Annotated in this window: 19 protein-coding genes; 13 read left to right on the plus strand and 6 right to left on the minus strand. The window is 51.9% G+C overall.

Annotated features, from left to right (window positions below):
- The first annotated feature begins 11 nt into the window (after positions 1 to 11).
- From OGX89_RS21890 to OGX89_RS21920, 7 genes are all read left to right on the plus strand, one after another.
- Positions 12 to 1391 (plus strand): MFS transporter, encoded by a 1380-nt coding sequence (locus OGX89_RS21890; protein ID WP_126956083.1) that lies wholly within the window; start codon positions 12 to 14, stop codon positions 1389 to 1391.
- A 17-nt stretch (positions 1392 to 1408) separates the two neighbouring features.
- A complete protein-coding gene (locus tag OGX89_RS21895) occupies positions 1409 to 2452 on the plus strand; it encodes an NAD(P)-dependent alcohol dehydrogenase (RefSeq protein WP_003832485.1) in 1044 nt (347 codons plus the stop codon).
- A 24-nt stretch (positions 2453 to 2476) separates the two neighbouring features.
- Positions 2477 to 3313, plus strand: a complete 837-nt coding sequence (locus OGX89_RS21900; RefSeq protein WP_003832486.1) for a ketose-bisphosphate aldolase — start codon at positions 2477 to 2479, stop codon at positions 3311 to 3313.
- A gap of 4 nt (positions 3314 to 3317) precedes the next feature.
- On the plus strand, positions 3318 to 4265 hold the full coding sequence (locus tag OGX89_RS21905; RefSeq protein WP_003832487.1) for a carbohydrate kinase family protein: 948 nt from the start codon (positions 3318 to 3320) through the stop codon (positions 4263 to 4265).
- A 9-nt stretch (positions 4266 to 4274) separates the two neighbouring features.
- Positions 4275 to 5258, plus strand: coding sequence for an NADH-dependent methylglyoxal reductase (gene ydjG, locus OGX89_RS21910; RefSeq protein WP_003832488.1), 984 nt, complete (start codon positions 4275 to 4277; stop codon positions 5256 to 5258).
- Positions 5259 to 5394: 136 nt separating this feature from the next.
- A complete protein-coding gene (locus OGX89_RS21915) occupies positions 5395 to 6153 on the plus strand; it encodes a DeoR/GlpR family DNA-binding transcription regulator (RefSeq protein ID WP_032943120.1) in 759 nt (252 codons plus the stop codon).
- A gap of 140 nt (positions 6154 to 6293) precedes the next feature.
- Positions 6294 to 7652, plus strand: coding sequence for an MFS transporter (locus OGX89_RS21920; protein WP_191219443.1), 1359 nt, complete (start codon positions 6294 to 6296; stop codon positions 7650 to 7652).
- 36 nt (positions 7653 to 7688) lie between these two features.
- Here OGX89_RS21920 and pncA read toward each other — a convergent pair whose 3' ends face one another.
- Genes pncA through sppA form a run of 3 tightly spaced genes read right to left on the minus strand, consistent with a single transcriptional unit; the run spans position 7689 to position 11270 of the window.
- Positions 7689 to 8327, minus strand: a complete 639-nt coding sequence (gene pncA / locus OGX89_RS21925; RefSeq protein WP_126956087.1) for a bifunctional nicotinamidase/pyrazinamidase — start codon at positions 8325 to 8327, stop codon at positions 7689 to 7691.
- Positions 8328 to 8341: 14 nt separating this feature from the next.
- Positions 8342 to 9358, minus strand: a complete 1017-nt coding sequence (gene ansA / locus OGX89_RS21930) for an asparaginase (protein WP_003832492.1) — start codon at positions 9356 to 9358, stop codon at positions 8342 to 8344.
- A 55-nt stretch (positions 9359 to 9413) separates the two neighbouring features.
- Positions 9414 to 11270 carry a signal peptide peptidase SppA gene (gene sppA, locus OGX89_RS21935; RefSeq protein WP_126956089.1) on the minus strand — a complete coding sequence of 619 codons (1857 nt, stop codon included), beginning with the start codon at positions 11268 to 11270 and terminating at the stop codon, positions 9414 to 9416.
- A gap of 175 nt (positions 11271 to 11445) precedes the next feature.
- On the opposite strand from sppA, the gene OGX89_RS21940 reads away from it, so the two are divergent.
- The 3 genes from OGX89_RS21940 to topB all read left to right on the plus strand — a co-directional run bounded on the left by OGX89_RS21940 (position 11446) and on the right by topB (position 15108).
- On the plus strand, positions 11446 to 11997 hold the full coding sequence (locus tag OGX89_RS21940) for an NAD(P)H nitroreductase (RefSeq protein WP_003832496.1): 552 nt from the start codon (positions 11446 to 11448) through the stop codon (positions 11995 to 11997).
- Positions 11998 to 12113: 116 nt separating this feature from the next.
- Entirely contained in the window at positions 12114 to 13157 is a 1044-nt protein-coding gene (selD, locus tag OGX89_RS21945) for a selenide, water dikinase SelD (protein ID WP_003832497.1), read from the plus strand.
- A 4-nt stretch (positions 13158 to 13161) separates the two neighbouring features.
- A complete protein-coding gene (gene topB / locus OGX89_RS21950; RefSeq protein WP_032934436.1) occupies positions 13162 to 15108 on the plus strand; it encodes a DNA topoisomerase III in 1947 nt (648 codons plus the stop codon).
- Between the two features lie 88 nt (positions 15109 to 15196).
- Here topB and gdhA read toward each other — a convergent pair whose 3' ends face one another.
- Positions 15197 to 16540 carry an NADP-specific glutamate dehydrogenase gene (gene gdhA / locus OGX89_RS21955; protein WP_003832501.1) on the minus strand — a complete coding sequence of 448 codons (1344 nt, stop codon included), beginning with the start codon at positions 16538 to 16540 and terminating at the stop codon, positions 15197 to 15199.
- Positions 16541 to 16792: 252 nt separating this feature from the next.
- On the opposite strand from gdhA, the gene OGX89_RS21960 reads away from it, so the two are divergent.
- Entirely contained in the window at positions 16793 to 17053 is a 261-nt protein-coding gene (locus OGX89_RS21960; protein ID WP_170974251.1) for a YnjH family protein, read from the plus strand.
- Here the strand turns inward: OGX89_RS21960 and OGX89_RS21965 are convergent.
- Positions 17013 to 17426, minus strand: a complete 414-nt coding sequence (locus OGX89_RS21965) for a pyrimidine (deoxy)nucleoside triphosphate diphosphatase (RefSeq protein WP_126956334.1) — start codon at positions 17424 to 17426, stop codon at positions 17013 to 17015. The genes OGX89_RS21960 and OGX89_RS21965 overlap by 41 nt on opposite strands.
- A gap of 79 nt (positions 17427 to 17505) precedes the next feature.
- Between OGX89_RS21965 and OGX89_RS21970 the strand changes: the two genes are divergently transcribed.
- Both OGX89_RS21970 and OGX89_RS21975 read left to right on the plus strand, forming a co-directional pair.
- Positions 17506 to 18075 (plus strand): carboxymuconolactone decarboxylase family protein, encoded by a 570-nt coding sequence (locus OGX89_RS21970; RefSeq protein ID WP_003832506.1) that lies wholly within the window; start codon positions 17506 to 17508, stop codon positions 18073 to 18075.
- On the plus strand, positions 18068 to 18691 hold the full coding sequence (locus OGX89_RS21975; protein ID WP_063941483.1) for a CDP-alcohol phosphatidyltransferase family protein: 624 nt from the start codon (positions 18068 to 18070) through the stop codon (positions 18689 to 18691). Before OGX89_RS21970 ends, OGX89_RS21975 begins: the two co-directional genes overlap by 8 nt.
- Positions 18692 to 18791: 100 nt before the next feature.
- Here the strand turns inward: OGX89_RS21975 and OGX89_RS21980 are convergent, their stop codons facing one another.
- Positions 18792 to 20099 (minus strand): sulfurtransferase, encoded by a 1308-nt coding sequence (locus OGX89_RS21980; protein WP_200920490.1) that lies wholly within the window; start codon positions 20097 to 20099, stop codon positions 18792 to 18794.
- Positions 20100 to 20122 lie beyond the last annotated feature (23 nt).

Genomic DNA, 20122 nt, shown 5'->3' on the forward strand with positions numbered 1-20122 from the left:
GACGTTATCGCATGGAACAAATAGCAAAACCGCACTGCGGAGCCAGGCTGGACAGGCTACCTGACTGCCGTTGGCACACGTCGATGTTTGCGATGGTTGCCTTTGGATTACTGGTTTGTTGGAGTAATGCCGTTGGCGGATTAATTCTCGCGCAGTTAAAAGAGCTTGGTTGGACCGATAATTCCACCACCGCCACGTTTTCTGCCATTACGACGGCGGGAATGTTTCTCGGCGCGCTCGGTGGGGGAATTATTGGCGATAAAACCGGACGTAAAAACGCATTTATTTTGTATGAAGCGATTCATATTATTTCTATGATCGTTGGCGCGTTTTCACCCAATATGACTTTCCTGATCGCCTGCCGTTTTGTAATGGGAGTTGGATTAGGCGCGCTGTTGGTGACTCTGTTTGCCGGGTTCACCGAATATATGCCAGGCAGAAATCGCGGCACCTGGTCAAGCCGGGTCTCGTTTATCGGTAACTGGTCTTATCCGCTCTGTTCGCTGATCGCGATGGGATTGACGCCGTTAATCAGCGCCGAATGGAACTGGCGCGTGCAGTTGCTGATCCCGGCCGTACTGTCGCTGGTGGCGACCATTATTGCCTGGCGTAGTTTCCCAGAGTCGCCTCGTTGGCTGGAATCCCGCGGACGCTACGCCGAAGCTGAAAAGGTGATGCGGGCCATTGAAGAAGGGGTTGTTCAGCAGACCGGCAAGCCACTGCCGCCTGTGGTATTTGAAGATGACGGCAAAGCCCCGCGCACAGTTCCTTACTCGGCCTTATTAACGGGTGTGTTACTCAAGCGAGTTATTTTAGGTTCCTTTGTCCTGATTGCCATGAACGTCGTCCAGTACACCTTAATTAATTGGCTACCGACAATATTTATGACTCAGGGTATTAATCTGAAAGACTCCATTGTCTTAAATACCATGAGTATGTTCGGCGCGCCGTTTGGGATTTTTATCGCCATGCTGGTAATGGATAAAATTCCCAGAAAGACAATGGGTGTGGGATTATTAGTGTTAATTGCCGTGCTGGGATATATCTATTCACTGCAAACCAGCATGCTACTGATTACGCTAATTGGTTTCTTCCTGATTACTTTTGTCTATATGTACGTTTGTTACGCCTCGGCAGTCTATGTTCCGGAAATATGGCCGACCGAAGCGAAACTTCGCGGTTCTGGTCTGGCGAATGCGGTAGGGCGTATCAGCGGTATCGCCGCGCCTTATGCGGTCGCGGTATTGCTTAACGGTTATGGAGTGACGGGTGTATTTGTACTGCTGGGTGCGGTCTCCATTATTGTCGCTGTCGCCATTGCTACCATCGGAATTGAAACCAAAGGCGTCTCTGTCGAAAGTCTCGGTATTGATGCAGTTACCAGCAAATAATATTGATGGGAAATAAAATGAAAAATTCAAAAGCGATATTAAAAACGCCGGGCACGATGAAAATTATTGCCGCCGATATCCCGGTACCCAAAGAGCATGAAGTACTGATCAAAATTGAATACGTAGGTATTTGCGGTTCAGATGTTCACGGTTTCGAATCAGGTCCCTTTATTCCGCCAAAAGACCCGAACCAGGAAATTGGCCTCGGACATGAATGTGCCGGTACGGTGGTGGCGGTAGGAAATCGCGTCAGTAAATTTAAACCGGGCGACCGGGTGAACATTGAACCCGGCGTGCCGTGCGGTCACTGCCGCTACTGTCTGGAGGGCAAATACAACATCTGTCCTGATGTCGACTTTATGGCCACGCAGCCTAATTATCGCGGCGCGCTAACCCACTATCTGTGCCATCCGGAGAGCTTCACTTACAAGCTGCCCGATAACATGGACACCATGGAAGGCGCGCTGGTAGAGCCTGCGGCGGTAGGGATGCATGCCGCAATGCTGGCGGACGTTAAACCGGGCAAGAAAATCGTCATTTTGGGGGCGGGCTGTATTGGTTTAATGACCCTGCAAGCCTGTAAATGTTTGGGTGCTACCGACATCGCCGTTGTTGATGTCCTGGAAAAGCGTCTGGCCATGGCCGAGCAGCTTGGCGCGACGACTGTGATCAACGGGGCGAAAGAGGACACCGTTGCCCGCTGTCAGCAGTTCTCCGGCGATATGGGGGCTGACATTGTTTTTGAAACTGCCGGCTCGGCAATCACCGTTAAGCAGGCTCCGTACCTGGTGATGCGCGGTGGGAAAATCATGATCGTTGGGACGGTTCCTGGTGATTCGGCAATTAATTTCCTCAAAATTAACCGTGAAGTCTCCATTCAGACTGTTTTCCGCTACGCCAACCGCTATCCGGTCACTATTGAAGCCATTTCCTCCGGGCGTTTCGATGTCAAGTCGATGGTGACGCATATTTATGATTATGAAGATGTTCAGCGCGCGTTTGATGAGTCAGTTAACAACAAACGTGAAATTATCAAAGGCGTTATTAAAGTTAACCATTAATTTATTGAAGAGGGAGAAACAACTATGCTGGCAGATATTAAATATTGGGAAAATGATGCCCAGAATAAACATTATGCGATTGCCCACTTTAACGTGTGGAATGCGGAAATGTTAATGGGGGTGATGGATGCGGCGGAAGAGTCTAAATCGCCGGTGATTATCTCATTCGGCACCGGTTTTGTGGGTAATACCTCGTTTGAAGATTTTTCACATATGATGGTTTCGATGGCGAAAAAAGCCTCGGTGCCGGTTATTACCCATTGGGATCACGGGCGCAGCATGGAAATTATTCATAACGCCTGGACTCACGGCATGAATTCACTGATGCGCGATGCCTCCGCTTTTGATTTCGAAGAGAATATTCGCCTGACTAAAGAGGCGGTGGACTTCTTCCATCCGTTGGGTATTCCGGTTGAGGCGGAGCTGGGCCACGTGGGGAATGAAACGGTTTATGAAGAAGCGCTGGCGGGCTATCACTATACCGACCCGAGTCAGGCGGCGGAATTTGTCGAGCGTACCGGCTGCGATTCTCTGGCGGTGGCGATTGGTAACCAGCACGGCGTTTATACCTCTGAGCCGAAACTGAATTTCGATGTGGTCAAACGCGTGCGCGAGGCGGTATCCGTTCCGCTGGTGCTGCACGGCGCGTCCGGCATTAGCGATGCGGATATCAAAAAAGCCATTTCATTAGGTATTTCGAAAATCAATATTCATACCGAACTGTGCCAGGCGGCAATGGCGGCGGTGCAGGAGAACCAGAATCAGCCGTTCCTGCACGTTGAGCGTGAAGTTCGCAAAGCGGTAAAAGAGCGCGCGCTGGAGAAAATCAAACTGTTTGGCTCTGACGGTAAAGCGGAATGACAATATGGATAATATCGAGGTCATTTGTATAGGGGCGGCAATTGTTGATATTCCCTTGCAACCAGTGAGTAAAAATATCTTTGATGTTGACTCTTATCCATTAGAACGAATAGCAATGACCACGGGAGGTGACGCTATTAATGAGGCGACGATTATTTCTCGCCTTGGCCATCGCACGGCGTTAATGAGTCGGATAGGTAATGATGCAGCCGGTTATTTTATTGTCGACCACTGCCATCGGGAGAATATTGATATTAAAAGCCTGAAGCAGGATGCTGATATTGATACTTCCATTAACGTAGGTTTAGTCACCGCTGATGGCGAACGCACCTTTGTGACTAACCGTAACGGCAGTTTATGGAAACTGAATATAAACGATGTTGATTTCGACCGTTTTTCTCAGGCAAAGCTGCTGTCGCTAGCGAGTATTTTTAATAGCCCGTTGTTGGATGGTGATGCACTGACGGCAATTTTCACACAGGCGAAAGCGCATAAGCTCATTATCTGCGCGGATATGATTAAACCGCGACTGAATGAAACGCTGGACGACATCCGTGAAGCGCTGAGCTACGTGGATTATCTGTTTCCCAATTTTGAAGAGGCAAAACTGCTCACCGGGAAAGATACGCTGGATGAGATTGCCGACAGTTTCCTGAACTGTGGTGTGAAAACCGTCGTGATTAAGACCGGCAAAGGAGGCTGCTTTATCAAACGTGTCGATATGAAAATGGTAGTCCCGGCCGTGTCGGGGATTACCGCCATCGACACCATCGGCGCGGGGGATAACTTTGCTTCAGGATTTATCTCCGCGCTGCTTGAAGGTAAGCCGCTTCGCGACTGCGCGCTGTTTGCTAATGCAACGGCGGCAATATCGGTACTGAGCGTGGGCGCGACGACGGGTGTGAAGAACAGAAAGCTGGTTGAACAACTTCTTGACGAATACGAAGGGTAATAGCGGCAGATGAAAATGATTCCTTTAGGCAGTACGGATATTACGCTTTCCCGCATGGGATTAGGTACATGGGCCATTGGCGGCGGTCCGGCATGGAATGGCGATCTCGATTTGCAGATTTGTATTGATACCATTGTTGAGGCGCATCGCTGCGGTATTAATCTGATTGATACCGCGCCAGGCTACAACTTTGGCAACAGTGAAGTGATTGTCGGTCAGGCGCTGAAAAAGCTGCAGCGCAGCGAGGTAGTTGTTGAAACCAAATGCGGCATCGTCTGGGAACGAACAGGCAGCCTGTTTAACAAAGTGGGCGATCGCCAGCTGTATAAAAACCTCACGCCTGAGTCTATTCGTGAGGAGGTTGATGCCAGCCTGCAAAGATTGGGTATCGACAGTATTGATATCTATATGACCCACTGGCAGTCGGTCGAACCCTGTTTTACGCCGATTGCGGAAACCGTAGACACGCTGAATGCACTGAAAAAAGAGGGGAAAATCCGTTCGATTGGTGCGGCGAACGTCGATGCCGGGCATATCAAAGAGTATCTCAAACACGGTGAGCTGGATATCATCCAGGCCAAGTACAGCATTCTTGACCGGGCGCTGGAAGCTGATCTGCTGCCGCTATGCCAGCAGAATGGCATCATCGTGCAGGTATATTCACCACTTGAGCAGGGGTTGTTGACCGGTACTATCGCCCGAGATTATGTTCCTGGCGGCGCACGGGCTAACAAGGTTTGGTTTCAGCGGGAAAATATGCTGCGGGTGATTGATATGCTAGAGCAGTGGCAGCCACTGTGTGAAAAATACCGCTGCACAATCCCCGCATTAGCTCTGGCGTGGATTTTAAAGCAAAGCGATTTGATCACCTTACTGAGTGGTGCAACCGCACCTGAACAGGTTCGCGAGAACGTCGAGGCGTTAACCATTCCCCTGACAGATGATGATTCATTATTGATGAGGCGAATGGCGGAAGCGTTGGATATAAATTAAGTCGGATAGAATTGACCTCTGTTTCTGCGTAAAAAAGTATTGAAATCTGTGATTCAGACATGTTCTTTTGAAAATAAACATAGCCTGTGAGATACTAGGGTCTTATTATTACTTTGCAGGAAACAGAGGTGTCATCGTGGCGGCAAAAGACAGGATTCAAGCCATTAAGCAAATGGTGGCTAACGATAAGAAAGTGGCGGTATCTAATTTAAGTTCAATCTTTCAGGTGACTGAGGAAACGATTCGCCGCGATCTTGAAAAACTGGAAGATGAAGGTTTTTTGACCCGAACATATGGTGGTGCAGTGCTCAATACCACCGCGTTGTCCGACAATATTCATTTTTATAAGCGTGCAAAATCTTTCTTCGAAGAAAAGCAGATCATTGCCCGTAATGCCTTACCGTTTATTAAAAATAAGACCACAATGGCTGCCGACTCCAGCAGTACCGCGATGGAATTATTAAAGCTGTTGAAGGAAAGAAACGATCTGACGTTGCTTACCAATTCGGCTGAAGCATTTCATGAGTTGGCGCAGTCAGAAATTAACGTGGTTTCTACCGGCGGTGAGCTGAATAAGAATACGCTGTCGCTGCAGGGAAGAATCACCAAGGAGATTATCAGCCGTTATCATGTTGATATCATGGTGATGAGCTGCAAAGGTTTGGATATGCAGAGTGGGGCGCTTGATTCTAATGAAGCGGAAGCGGAAATCAAAAAAACCATGATCCGCCAGGCGACTGAGGTGGCCCTGTTAGTTGATCACTCAAAGTTTGACCGTAAAGCTTTCGTTCAGCTCGTGGACTTTAGCCATATTAATTACCTAATAACCAATAAGGCTCCGGGTGCAGAGTGGATTGCATTTTGCAAAGAGAATAATATTCAACTCGTTTATTAGCTATAACGAGGATTGTGTCGATATTATTTTAAGTTTGCACCTGGTAAATGCCATAAGAATCTAATGATGATGGATGGCGCGGCAAAATTTTTCTGCCGCGATCGCCATACTTTCTATTTAGCTGAATTTGAGGCATCCAGATGGAACAATGTGACCCTATCGGCGCAAGATTAGATCGCTTACCTTTATCTCGATTTCATTTTCGTATTTTTGGAATTATTAGTTTTAGTTTGTTAATCACTGGTTTTCTCAGCTATTCCGGAAATGTGGTATTAGCAAAACTAGTCAGCACAGGCTGGTCAAACAATTATCTAAATGCCGCGTTTACCTCAGCGCTGATGTTTGGTTACTTTATCGGTTCGCTAGCCGGTGGCTTTATTGGTGATTATCTCGGTCGACGCAAAGCGTTCCGCGTCAATTTGTTAATCGTCGGGGCCTCAGCCTGCGCTGCAACGTTTGTGCCCAACATGTACTGGCTTATTTTCTTCCGCTGTCTGATGGGGATTGGAATGGGGGCGCTAATTATGGTGGGCTATGCCTCATTTACAGAATTCATTCCACCCGCGGTTCGTGGGAAATGGTCTGCCCGTCTGTCATTTGTCGGCAACTGGGCACCAATGCTATCTGCGGCAATTGGCGTCGTGATTATTGCACTTTTAAGCTGGCGGGTGATGTTTCTGCTCGGCGGCATGGCAATGCTGTTGGCCTGGTATCTGTCGGGAAAATACTATATTGAATCCCCGCGTTGGTTGGCTGGCAAAGGGCAGAGAAGCGAAGCTGAAAAACATCTTATGCAGGTGGAATCGCAAATTGAGAAAGAAAAAAACATCACTTTACCATCCTGCCGGAGCGAATGCTCGTCGGCGGATTTAAGTACGATAAGTGGTTCATTTTGGCTCTTATTTAAGGGGCCAATGTTACGCTGTACATTGGTGGCGATCACGGTGCTTATCGCAATGAATATTTCGCTCTATACCATTACTGTATGGATCCCGACGATATTTGTTAATTCGGGAATCGATGTAACGAAATCCATATTTATGACCGCGATAATTATGATTGGCGCGCCGGTTGGGATATTTATTGCCGCGTTAATTATCGATCGCTTTCCTCGGCGATTGTTTGGCTCATTCTTGTTGATTATTATCGCCTTGCTTGGGTATTTCTATTCGCTTCAAACTGAAGAGTGGGCAATTCTGAGCTACGGGCTGGTGATGATTTTTTTTCTGTATATGTATGTCTGCTTTGCCTCTGCAGTTTATGTCCCGGAACTATGGCCCACGCATCTTAGATTGAGAGGATCGGGTTTTGTGAATGCTGTGGGGAGGATTGTCGCTGTGTTTACGCCTTATGGCGTCGCTATTTTGTTGACCCGCTATGGCTCGGTTACGGTCTTTATCGTGCTAGGAGTAATGTTGGTGCTATGTGCGCTGATTCTTTTTTGTTTCGGCATCGAAACGCGCAAAGTATCACTGGAAGAGATTTCAGCGCTGGCCTGAGATAACGCGCCGACAGGAGAGCCCTGTCGGCATCGCTTACGGCTGGGTTTCCAGCCAGTCGTCCAACGTATACAGCGTTGCGCCCGCAGTTGCCATTTCCATAAAGGCGTTTGCACTGTCCTGGGGTTGAATATTAACGCCACGGCAGCCGTCGGTTATAACGCTGACAGTGTAGCCAAGATCGAGCGCATCCAGAACGGTGAATTTAACGCAATAGTCGGTAGCCAGACCCATGATGATGAGCTCGGCAATGCGGTGTTCGAGTAGCCATGCATTCAGCGCGGTAGCCTGACGACGACCATTATCAAAAAACGCGCTGTAGCTGTCGACCAGCGGGTTCTCACCTTTAGTGAACGTTTGACTTATCGCACGCTGGTTCAGCAGCGGATGCAGGGCAGCACCTTCGCTGTTTTGTACGCAATGATCGGGCCAGAACGTCTGCGCCAGGCCATCGAGTTGTCCCTGGCTGTAGGACTCGACCTGATGCTGGCTGGCAAAACTACCATGATTCGCCGGGTGCCAGTCCAGACTGGCAACGACCGTGTCGCCGCGTATGGCACACCAGTCAATCAGGCGGTTGGCGATATCGATTGTGCTGTCACCTTGTGGGACCGCGAGGGCACCACCGGCACAAAAGTCATTTTGTAAATCGACCAACAGTAAGGTTCGGGCCATGGGCATAGACTCCTTTAATCGTCAGGTGTGAGCTCACCACGCAGATTTTGCGTCATTGCTTCACGAATTGTCTGCGTATCCAGTCCCTGACTCAGCAAATAGTGCAGTTTGGTGAGAGTGGCTTCGACGGTCATATCCGCGCCGCCAATCACGCCAGCATGTGCCAGCGCATTCCCTGTCGCGTAGCCCCCCATGTTCACCTTGCCGGACATACACTGCGTAAGGTTCACCACCACAATGCCACGCGAGCTCGCATCTTCAAGTTCTTTCAGGAACTCTTTATTCTGCGGCGCATTGCCCACGCCGTAGGAGCGCAAAATTAATGCTTTTACCGGCTGGCGCAGGAAGTTGCGTACTACATCAGCGGAGATCCCAGGATAAATAGTGACCACGCCAATCGGTTGCGGAGTGATAGGATGCACAATCAACTCACCTGTGCCGTGAGGTGCGGGCGGTGTTCCCAGCCGGCGAATGTGGATCCCGGCTTCCAGCAGTGGTGCAAGGTTGGGTGAGGCAAACGCGTCAAAACCATCAGCATGCGCTTTAGTGGTCCGGTTGCCGCGAAACAATCGATTGTTGAAAAACAGGGTAACTTCATTGATCGGATAATTTGCTGCAACGTACAACGCATTCAGCAAATTGATTTGTCCGTCAGAACGTAGCTCTGCTAATGGGATTTGTGACCCTGTCACAATGACTGGCTTGCCCAGATTCTCCAGCATAAATGAGAGTGCCGAAGCCGTAAACGCCATGGTGTCAGTGCCGTGCAGAATGACAAAACCATCGTAATCGTCGTAGTGCGCTTTAATGTCTTCCGCAATATGCTGCCAGTCTTCTGGCGTCATGTCGGAGGAATCCATCAGCGGAACGTATTCATGGATGGTGAAGTCTGGCATCTCTGGGCGGTGGAATTCAGGCATCAGTGCCAGCTGACGCTGGAGATGACCGGAAACAGGAATATAACCCTGTTCTGAGCGCTGCATACCAATGGTACCGCCGGTATAGGCAACGTAAATCGATTTCTTTTGCATGACTTTTCTTCTGTCTCAAAGAAAACCCCTCTTCATCCCGAAGAGGGGTCAATAGTTAGCGAACGTTGGCGCAGGTCAGGCAAAACGCATAGCGGTTTTGCGGATCGTTAAACGCGGCCAGCTTTTCGCTTTCTGCTTTAACCGTACTCGCCGCAGAAGCGAGCGGCGCCGGGAGCATCGCCTGGATCGCTTCAGGCAGCATGGCACGAACGGAACCGGACATGCTGTCCATCACCATATCAACGAATGTCGGTTCGTCCTGATAATATTCAATGTGCCATTGCTTCAGTTTGGCCAGCTCAGCCGCTTTCGCCACGGCGTCATCAAAATCACCCAAACTGTCTACCAGACCATTGGCTTTCGCATCCTGGCCGGTCCAGACGTGGCCCTGCGCGATTTTGTCAATCTGCTCAGGCGTTGTCTTACGCGCATCTGCGACCAGCGTGATAAAGCGCTTATAGCCGTTCTCGATGCTCAGTTGCATCATTTGCTGCACTTCAGGTGGTAACGCCTTGGTAATGGAGATATCCGCCAGTGGGGATGTCGCCACGCCGTCGGTGTGTACACCAATGGAATCCAGACTGTTTTCCACAGTGTTGATCACGCCAAAGATCCCAATTGAACCGGTCAGCGTGCTGGGGTTTGCCACAATGTAGCTTGCTGGGGTGGAGATCCAGTACCCGCCGGATGCCGCCATGCCGCCCATGGACACGACAACCGGCTTGCCTGCCGCTTTTGCCGCAGCCAGCTCAGCGCGAATGACTTCGGAAGCGCTGACGCTGCCACCAGGGCTGTTCACCCGCAGGACAATTGCTTTCACTTTCGGATCAAGACGCGCTTCGCGGATCTGCGCGGCAGTCGTGTCCCCGCCCACATTCCCAGGGGTTTCTTCACCGTCCATAATTGCGCCATTCGCGAAGACGACGCCAATGCTGTCCCCAGTATCCGCTGGCGTTTTCAGCGAGTAATCGTAATAGCTGACGGCGCGATAATTTTTATCCGTTTTGCTCCAGCCAAACTGTTTGGTCAGCATTTTTTCGACTTCAGCGCTGGAAGCGAGTGCATCCACCAGTTTGTTGTCGAGCGCATATTTCGCGGTATCGCCATCGACTTTTGTCAAACCGTCCAGCATGGCCTGTGCGCCCGGTAACACCTGCTGGGCAGGGATCTGGCGGTTGGCAGCGACTGTGTCGAGATAGTTCTGCCACAGCTCGCCGATCCAGCGGCTGTCGGCTTCACGCGCGGCAGGAGACATATCATCGCGGATAAACGGTTCTACGGCAGACTTATAAGTTCCGACACGGAACACGTGCGTGGAAACTTTCAGCTTGTCGAGCAGGGACTTGTAGTACAAACCGTTGGTGGCAAAGCCGTGCAGATCAACGGAACCCTGCGGAGAGAGATAAATTTTATTGGCGAAACTGGCGAGGTAGTACTGCCCCTGGCTGAAGTTATCGCCTACGGCAAAGACCGGCTTGCCGCTGTCGCGGAATTCCCGCAGCGCTTTACCGATATACTGCATGGAAGGCTGGTCGGCCCCGGCAAAATTTTTCAGATCCATCACAATGCCGGTGATGTTGCGATCATCTTTTGCCTGGCGAATAGTATTCACGATATCGAACAGGGAGTTTTCCTGCAGACGATCGGAACTGGCGCCAAACAGCTGACGACCAATAACGCTTAAACGACTGGTGCTCGAAGGCTTATCGACAATCACCCCCGAGATATCCAGCAGCAGTGCGCCTCGCTCAGCGTGTTCACTGGTATTGCTGCTGCTGACCTGCATCCAGATGCCCACACCCACCAGTACCAACAAGATGAAGAACAGGTTAAGCACAAATTCACGGACGAAATTCAGTAATCGCCATGTCCATTTAAAAAATCCGGCAATAAATCGCCACAGGGTTCGCATGTATTCTCCCTACCGATTAACAACACGCCACCCCGAAATTCCGGAGAAAGGCGATAAGATGAGGCTATCGTAATGACCCGACAAGCACTTGTCAGCAGGAATCACCGCCTGTGCTGTAACAAAATCCGCTCACGTGTTAATTTTGTGAACAAATCTCATTGTTGGAGTTAAGCAAATGGATGCACTCGAATTACTGATTACCCGTCGTAGCGCCTCTCGTCTCGTCGAGCCGGCCCCGACAGGAGAGCAACTGCAAAACATTCTGCGGGCGGGTATGCGCGCGCCAGACCACAAAACGCTGCAACCGTGGCAATTCTTTGTCATTGAGGGCGAAGGGCGTGAGCGTTTTAGCGCGGTGCTTGAAAAAGGGGCGATTGCCGCAGGCAGTGACGAGAAAGCCCAGGACAAAGCCCGCAGCGCACCGTTTCGCGCGCCGCTAATTATTACCGTGGTGGCGAAATGTGAAGAAAACGACAAGGTTCCTCTGTGGGAACAAGAAATGTCTGCCGGTTGTGCGGTGATGGCTATGCAGATGGCCGCAATTGCCCAGGGCTTTGGCGGTATCTGGCGCAGTGGTGCATTAACCGAAAGTGCGGTCGTTCGCGAAGCATTCGACTGTCGCCCGCAAGATAAAATCGTCGGTTTCCTCTATCTGGGCACACCGCAGCTAAAAGCATCCACGACGATTAACCTTGCCGATCCGAGCGCATTCGTCCGTTATTTCTGATATCAACGGCAAAACTGTCTGGATTCTGAGCAAAGACACCCGAATTCAGACAGTCACTCTTACCACATCATGGAATGAGCGCTACCATATCCGGATTGCAATGACAGGAGATGTCCATGAGCGAGCAAGCTATTCGTTTAACGCAATACAGCCACGGAGCCGGTTGCGGTTGTAAAATTTCCCCAAAAGTGCTGGAAACCATCCTGCACAGCGAGCAGGCGAAGTTTGTTGATCCGAACTTACTGGTGGGTAATGAAACCCGCGACGACGCGGCCGTATACGATCTGGGAAACGGCACCAGCGTTATCAGCACCACCGATTTCTTTATGCCGATTGTCGATAATCCGTTTGATTTTGGCCGCATCGCCGCGACTAACGCCATCAGCGATATTTTCGCTATGGGCGGCAAACCGATTATGGCAATTGCTATTCTGGGCTGGCCGCTGGATAAGCTGGCACCGGAAATCGCCCGCGAAGTAACCGAAGGCGGACGCTTTGCCTGCCGTCAGGCGGGTATTGCGCTGGCGGGCGGTCACTCTATCGATGCCCCAGAGCCAATCTTCGGCCTTGCGGTAACCGGCGTTGTGCCGACCGAACGCGTGAAGAAAAACAGCACCGCTGAAGCAGGGTGTAAGTTGTTCCTGACCAAGCCTCTGGGTATTGGCGTTCTGACAACTGCTGAGAAAAAATCACTGCTGAAAGAAGAACACAAAGGACTGGCGACAGAAGTGATGTGCCGGATGAACATTGCCGGTGCGGCATTCGCCGATATTGATGGCGTGAAAGCCATGACCGATGTTACCGGTTTTGGTCTGCTGGGGCATCTGAGTGAGATGTGTCAGGGTGCAGGCGTTCAGGCGCAGATCGTCTACCAGGATATTCCTAAGCTGCCAGGCGTTGAAGAATACATCGCGCAGGGCGCGGTGCCGGGTGGTACCCAACGTAACTTTGCCAGCTACGGACACCTGATGGGTGAAATGCCGCAATCGGTACGCGATCTGCTGTGCGATCCGCAAACTTCCGGTGGCCTGTTGCTGGCGGTAACGCCGGAAGCTGAAGCCGAAGTGAAAGCGGCAGCGGCGCAGTTCGGTATCGATCTCACCGCCATTGGTGAGTTAGTGGAAGCTCGTGGCGGTCGCGCCATGGTTGAGATTCGTTAACTCGATGCGGTTGTTTATTGCCGAAAAACCAAGTCTGGCGCGTGCTATCGCCGATGTGCTGCCGAAGCCGCATCGCAAAGGCGATGGTTTTATCGAATGCGGAAATGGACAAGTGGTGACCTGGTGTATTGGTCACCTGCTTGAACAGGCGCAGCCGGATGCCTACGACAGTCGTTATGCTCGCTGGAGTCTGGTCGATCTGCCGATTGTCCCGGAAAAGTGGCAACTGCAACCGCGCCCCTCGGTGACCAAACAGCTCAACGTCATTAAGCGCTTTTTGCATGAAGCCAGCGAAGTTATTCACGCCGGTGACCCCGATCGTGAAGGGCAACTGCTGGTGGATGAAGTGCTGGATTACCTGCAACTGGCACCTGAAAAGCGTCAGAAGGTGCAGCGTTGCCTGATTAACGACCTCAACCCGCAGGCCGTTGAGCGGGCTATTGAGCGGCTGCGCGCCAACAGTGAGTTTATCCCGCTGTGCGTGTCGGCACTGGCGCGAGCGCGTGCGGACTGGTTGTACGGTATCAATATGACGCGCGCTTACACCATTCTTGGACGTAACGCGGGCTATCAGGGCGTACTTTCGGTCGGGCGCGTACAAACACCGGTGCTCGGGCTGGTTGTGCGTCGCGATGAAGAGATAGAGAACTTCGTCGCCAAAGACTTCTTCGAAGTGAAAGCGCATATCGTAACGCCTGCCGATGAGCGGTTTACCGCTATCTGGCAGCCGAGCGAAGCGTGTGAGCCGTATCAGGATGAAGAAGGGCGCTTGCTGAATCGCACGCTGGCTGAACACGTGGTGAACCGCATTAACGGTCAACCGGCGATAGTCACCAGCTATAACGATAAACGGGAATCAGAATCCGCGCCGTTGCCGTTCTCGCTGTCTGCGTTGCAGATTGAAGCGGCGAAGCGCTTCGGTTTAAGTGCGCAAAACGTTCTGGATATCTGCCAGAAACTGTATGAAACCCATAAGTTGATTACCTATCCGCGTTCGGATAGCCGTTATCTGCCGGAAGAACACTTTGCCGGGCGTCACGCGGTACTGAACGCGATTAGCGTCCATGCGCCGGATCTGCTCCCGCAGCCGGCGGTCAATCCCGATACGCGAAATCGCTGTTGGGACGACAAAAAAGTGGATGCGCACCACGCCATCATTCCTACCGCGCGCAGTTCGTCCATCAACCTGAATGACAACGAAGCGAAAATTTACAACCTGATTGCCCGTCAGTATCTGATGCAATTTTGCGCAGATGCGGTATTCAGGAAGTGCGTTATTGAGCTGGATATCGCCAAAGGTAAGTTTGTCGCTAAAGCGCGTTTTCTGGCGGAAGCCGGATGGCGCACGCTGCTCGGCAACAAAGAGCGCGACGAAGATAATGACGGGACGCCGCTGCCGGTGGTGGCAAAAGATGACGAACTGCTGTGCGAAAAAGGCGAAGTAGTTGAACGTCAGACCCAGCCCCCGCGGCACTTTACTGATGCAACTCTGCTGTCAGCGATGACCGGGATTGCGCGATTCGTACAGGATAAAGATCTGAAAAAGATCCTGCGCGCAACGGATGGTTTAGGTACGGAAGCGACGCGTGCCGGAATTATCGAGCTGCTGTTTAAGCGTGGATTCCTGGTGAAAAAAGGACGTTATATCCATTCGACTGACGCGGGAAAAGCGCTGTTCCACTCGTTGCCAGAAATGGCGACGCGCCCGGACATGACAGCGCACTGGGAATCTATCCTGACCCAAATCAGCGAAAAGCAGTGTCGCTATCAGGATTTCATGCAGCCGCTGGTGGGGACGCTGTATCAGCTTATCGATCAGGCGCGCAGCACACCGGTACGACGCTTTCGTGGAATTGCTGCACCTGGCGGTAGTGGTAGCGATAAGAAAAAAAGCGCGCCGCGTAAACGTCCGGCGAAAAAAAGCCCGCCTTCTGAAGAGGCGGGCCTGTAAGTTTGTAGGCCTGATAAGCATAGCGCATCAGGCTTAGCCGGATGCGGCACCCGTACCTAATCCGGCTTAGTGGCCTGCAGAGACAATATTAAATCACGCCCTGACCCAGCATCGCGTCGGCAACCTTCACGAAGCCCGCGATGTTGGCGCCACGTACGTAGTTGGTCTGCTTGCTTTCGCCGCCGTATTCAACGCAGGCATGGTGAATATCCAGCATGATGTGGTGCAGGCGCGCATCCACTTTCTCCGCTTTCCAGCCCAGACGAGCGGCGTTTTGCGCCATTTCCAGACCGGATGTCGCTACGCCACCGGCGTTTGCGGCTTTACCCGGTGCGAACAGTACGCCCGCTTCGAGGAACAGATCTGTGGCCTCGATAGTGGTCGGCATGTTTGCCCCTTCGGCGACAGCTTTCACGCCGTTGGCGATCAGTACGCGCGCTGCATCGACATCCAGTTCGTTCTGAGTGGCGCACGGCAGGGCGATGTCGACCGGAACCGACCACGGTTGTTTGCCTTCCAGATAGGTCAGACCAAACTCACGGGCGTAATCCGCCACGCGACCGTCACGGCTGTCTTTGATCGCACACAGACGCGCCAGTTTTTCTTTAGTAAATCCACTTTCGTCAACCACGGTACCGCTGGAATCAGAGGCGGTAACTACCCGCGCGCCAAACTCCATGGCTTTCTCAATGGCGAATTGCGCCACGTTGCCGGAGCCAGAAACCGCCACGCGCATGCCTTCAAAGCCCAGACCATGGCGTTTGAGCATTGCTTCGGTGAAGTACACCAGACCGTAGCCGGTGGCTTCCGGGCGGATCAGGCTGCCGCCAAAAGAGAGACCTTTACCGGTAAAGACGCAGGCGCTGTTGTTGGACAGTTTTTTCATCATCCCGGCCATAAAGCCGACTTCACGACCACCCACGCCGATATCGCCCGCCGGGACGTCGGTATCAGGACCTAAATGGCGGAACAGTTCGGTCATCAGTGCCTGGCAGAAACGCATGATTTCGCCTTCGCTTTTACCTTTCGGATCGAAATCGCTCCCGCCTTTACCACCGCCCATTGGCAGCGTGGTGAGGGCGTTCTTAAAGGTCTGCTCGAAACCCAGGAATTTCAGGATAGACAGGTTCACGGAAGGGTGGAAACGCATACCGCCTTTGTACGGGCCAATGGCAGAGCTAAACTGTACGCGCCACGCGCGGTTGACCTGCACCTGATTGCGATCGTCCAGCCAAACTACGCGGAACTGGATCACGCGCTCCGGTTCAACCAGACGTTCCAGCAACGACATCTGACGATAACGCGGGTTCTGCTCAAGAAAGGGCCACAGCGTCGTCATTACCTCACGAACGGCTTGCGCGAACTCGGTCTGATTCGGGTCGCGCTTTTGCACATGGTTGAGAAATGACTCCAGAGAACATGTCTGATCCATAGATATAAGAACCTCTTATGTATTGATATGGTTATATTTTTGATATTTATGTTATGTGTTGTGCAGTTTTTGACTATACCATCAGCAGTGTGACGTGACGCAAGAAAAAATTAACCCCGCTAAGTAAATTAATATTGCGCCGTGGGTCATAACCAAAAACGATGATGGAAGGGACTAAAGTTTCTGCCGATTTATACCGTTATACTGAGCATAAATGTCAGTTAAAAAGGAAACACAATGCGCCGTTTAATCATGGCAGGAGCGTTGGTTCTGGTGTCCAGCGCGACGCTGGCAAATCAGCTTTATCGCCCGGATGTGCAGGTGAATGTACCGCCGGAAGTGTTCAGTTCCAGCGGTCAACGGGCACAGCCCTGTAGCCAGTGCTGTATTTATCAGGATCAAAACTACTCTGAAGGGGCGGTGATTAAAGCCGATGGCGTTCTGTTGCAGTGCCAGCGCGATGATAAAACGATCAGCACGAATCCGCTGGTCTGGCGGCGCGTAAAAGGATAAACGCCTCTAACAACGGGATATCGGCGGGCGCCAGTGGATAACGCAGCGCCTCTTCAGGTGAGCACCAGACGATATCCTGATGTTCAAACGCTCTCAATTCCCCCTGAAAAGACGGTACATGCCAGGCATGCAGGTGAATCAATCGGCCTGAAACCTCGCGTTGATGACTGGCAATGTAGCGCCCCACGACCGCCTCAATGCCCAACTCTTCACGCAATTCACGGATCAGCGCTTCGGGCTGACTTTCGCCCGGCTCAACCTTACCCCCGGCAAACTCCCACATGCCTGACTGATCCGCATGAAGCGGACGCTGAGCCAGTAAAATTTTGCCATCACGTTCAATGATAGCGGCGACCACGTCGAGGGTTTTCATCATATTCATCAAGATCTAACAGCAGAAAATGACATACTATCGTTATCTTTGTTTTATCTAAAGTATTCAGGAGTCACCGTTGAACGAACCTCAGTCGTGGGTAAAGCCGTTAACGCGTATCCCTTCCAGTTTAAAACCGCTCGTTGCCACGCAGAAAAAACATTATGGCGATGTGCTGCATCCCACGCGCTGGTGGGGGCGGATGCCGTTTCTGTTCTGGCTGGTGGCGCTGTTTGTCGGGTTTCTGGAGCGTAAAAAGGCGCGCTTAACGCCGGTGATGCGCGCGCTGTTGATGACCCGCGTTTCTCAGGTCTGCCACTGTGCTTTCTGTGTTGATGCGAATAGTTTACGGCTGGCAGAACGCTGTGGCGCGCTGGATAAAGTCATGCAGGTTGTCAACTGGCAAGATTCGACGCTGTTTAGCGCTGAAGAACGCGTAGCGCTGGCCTATGCCGATGCGGTTACCGCAACGCCTCCACAGGTTGACGATGCGCTGAAAGCGCAGATGAAGCAGCATTTTACCGATGTTGCCATTACGGAAATGACCGCGCTGATTGCGTTTCAAAATCTCTCGGCGCGTTTTAATGCCGCTCTCGATATTCCCTCGCAGGGACTGTGTGACAGTTTTAAAGGACGCCCGCATGCTTGACCGCCATCTTCATCCACGATTAAAACCGCTGTTGCATCGGTGCGTAGGTATTATCGATAAACCGGCGATTACCCCGGACGGACTTACGCTGGTCGGATTTGCCATTGGCGTGCTGGCGTTGCCATTTCTGGCGTTAGGCTGGTATCTGGCGGCGCTGGTGGCCATTGTACTCAATCGGTTGTTTGACGGACTGGATGGGGCGCTGGCGCGGCGCAGAGGACTATCCGACGCCGGCGGATTTCTCGATATCTCGCTCGATTTTTTGTTTTACGCCCTTGTGCCGTTTGGTTTTATTCTTGCCGCTCCGGCGCAGAATGCGCTGGCAGGCAGTTGGCTGTTGTTCGCGTTTATTGGCACCGGTAGCAGCTTTCTGGCTTTCGCCGCACTGGCAGCAAAACATCAGATTGATAACCCCGGTTACGCGCATAAATCGTTTTATTATCTGGGTGGATTAACCGAAGGAACTGAGACGATTTTGCTGTTTGTGTTGGGGTGTCTGTTCCCGGACTATTTTGCCGTGCTGGCGTGGGTCTTTGGCGCGCTGTGCTGGATGACAACGTTCACCCGGATCTGGAGCGGATATCTGACGCTGAAAGCGGTTCAGCGTCAGGCGTAAGATATTACGTTGCCGGATGCGCTTCGCTTATCCGGCCTCCAATGATGGTTTATCCAGGCTGGGTAAAGCGCTCTCGCCGCATCCGGCAATAATGACGCTCTTATTTGCTGGCGTCCGGACCCCGTTCACCGCTGGCGACCGGGTTTTTCGGATTGCTGCTCCACTCGTACCAGCCACCATCGTAAACAGAGACGTTTTTCCAGCCCATCGCGCGGGCATACATAAACGTTTCTGAAGCACGCCAGCCGGTACCGCAATAGAAAGAGACCTGTTGATTCGGCAGGATATTCCATTGCTTCCACATGGCGGCGATGTCATCCGCGCTGCGCATGGTGCCATCCGGGTTATGGAAATCTTCCATGTGGGTGGAGTCGCTGCCCGCGTGGCCCCAACGTGCGCCTGCGATCTCACCTTTTGGCTTAATGTAGCTGTAGCCGCTGGTAGTACCGACAAATTCTGGCCATGAACGAATGCTTACTAAAGACGCATCCTGGCGATGCAGCAGACCGCGAGCCTGTTCCGTATCGAGCATCAGCTGCGGCTGGGCAGGGATTTTCACGCCGAAATCAGGTTCTGGTTTCACCGTTGGCGGAGTGCCGCGTTCGACCGGTAAACCTGAGTCGGACCAGGTTTGCCAACCGCCGTCGAGCAGACGAACGTCTTTCACGCCTGCGTACAACATAATTTGTGCCACGCGTGCGGCGGCATAGACATCGCGGCCGTATAAAATTACCGTGGTGTCGTGGCGGACACCGTGTTTCGCCAGCATCGCTTTAAGCTGCTCATCGGAAACCTTATTCCACAGCGGTTCGCTTTCAACTTCATTGGTATCAATGTAACCCGCGCCGGGGATGTGGCTGAGCAGATACAACTTCGGCGCGCCCCAGGCGGCTTCAATCACTTTCCAGTTACCCGCTGGTTTGGCAGTCACGTCTTTACCCTGCTGAAGTTCGTGCAGCCACTGTGGGTAAACCAACTGTTCGAAGTGCGGCAGACGTTGCAGACGCGCAGGATCTGTCAGCGCATCGCTGAGGGTTGAGATATGGTTAAAGCCAACTTTTTGCAGACGGGATTTAACGGCCTGCATGTCGTTATCACTGCCATACAGCGCCACCGGAGCGTCGGTCTTAAGTTGATGTGACTTAACCCAGGCGCTGAGTTGTTCATCATTCATCTTGTCGAGCCAGGCGGCAGACAGATTCAGTGCGGAAGGTTCGTGTCCTGAAGGACCATTGAGCGATTGTGGCCAACCGTTGTAAAAAGCGCTCTGACGGGTATCGATCGCCGCGCCTTGCTTTTGCTGTAACTGGTTGAGGGTGAGCGCCTGTGCTGTTTCAGCAGCCCAGGAAGAAGCGCAAGCGAGCCCTAAAGCCAGTGCCAGCGCGGTCATTTGAGAAACACGTTTCATCGAATAGCCCGACATTGAAAAAA

Origin of the sequence: Citrobacter sp. Cpo103 (genome assembly GCF_030332605.1) — a bacterium.
Lineage (GTDB): Bacteria > Pseudomonadota > Gammaproteobacteria > Enterobacterales > Enterobacteriaceae > Citrobacter > Citrobacter portucalensis.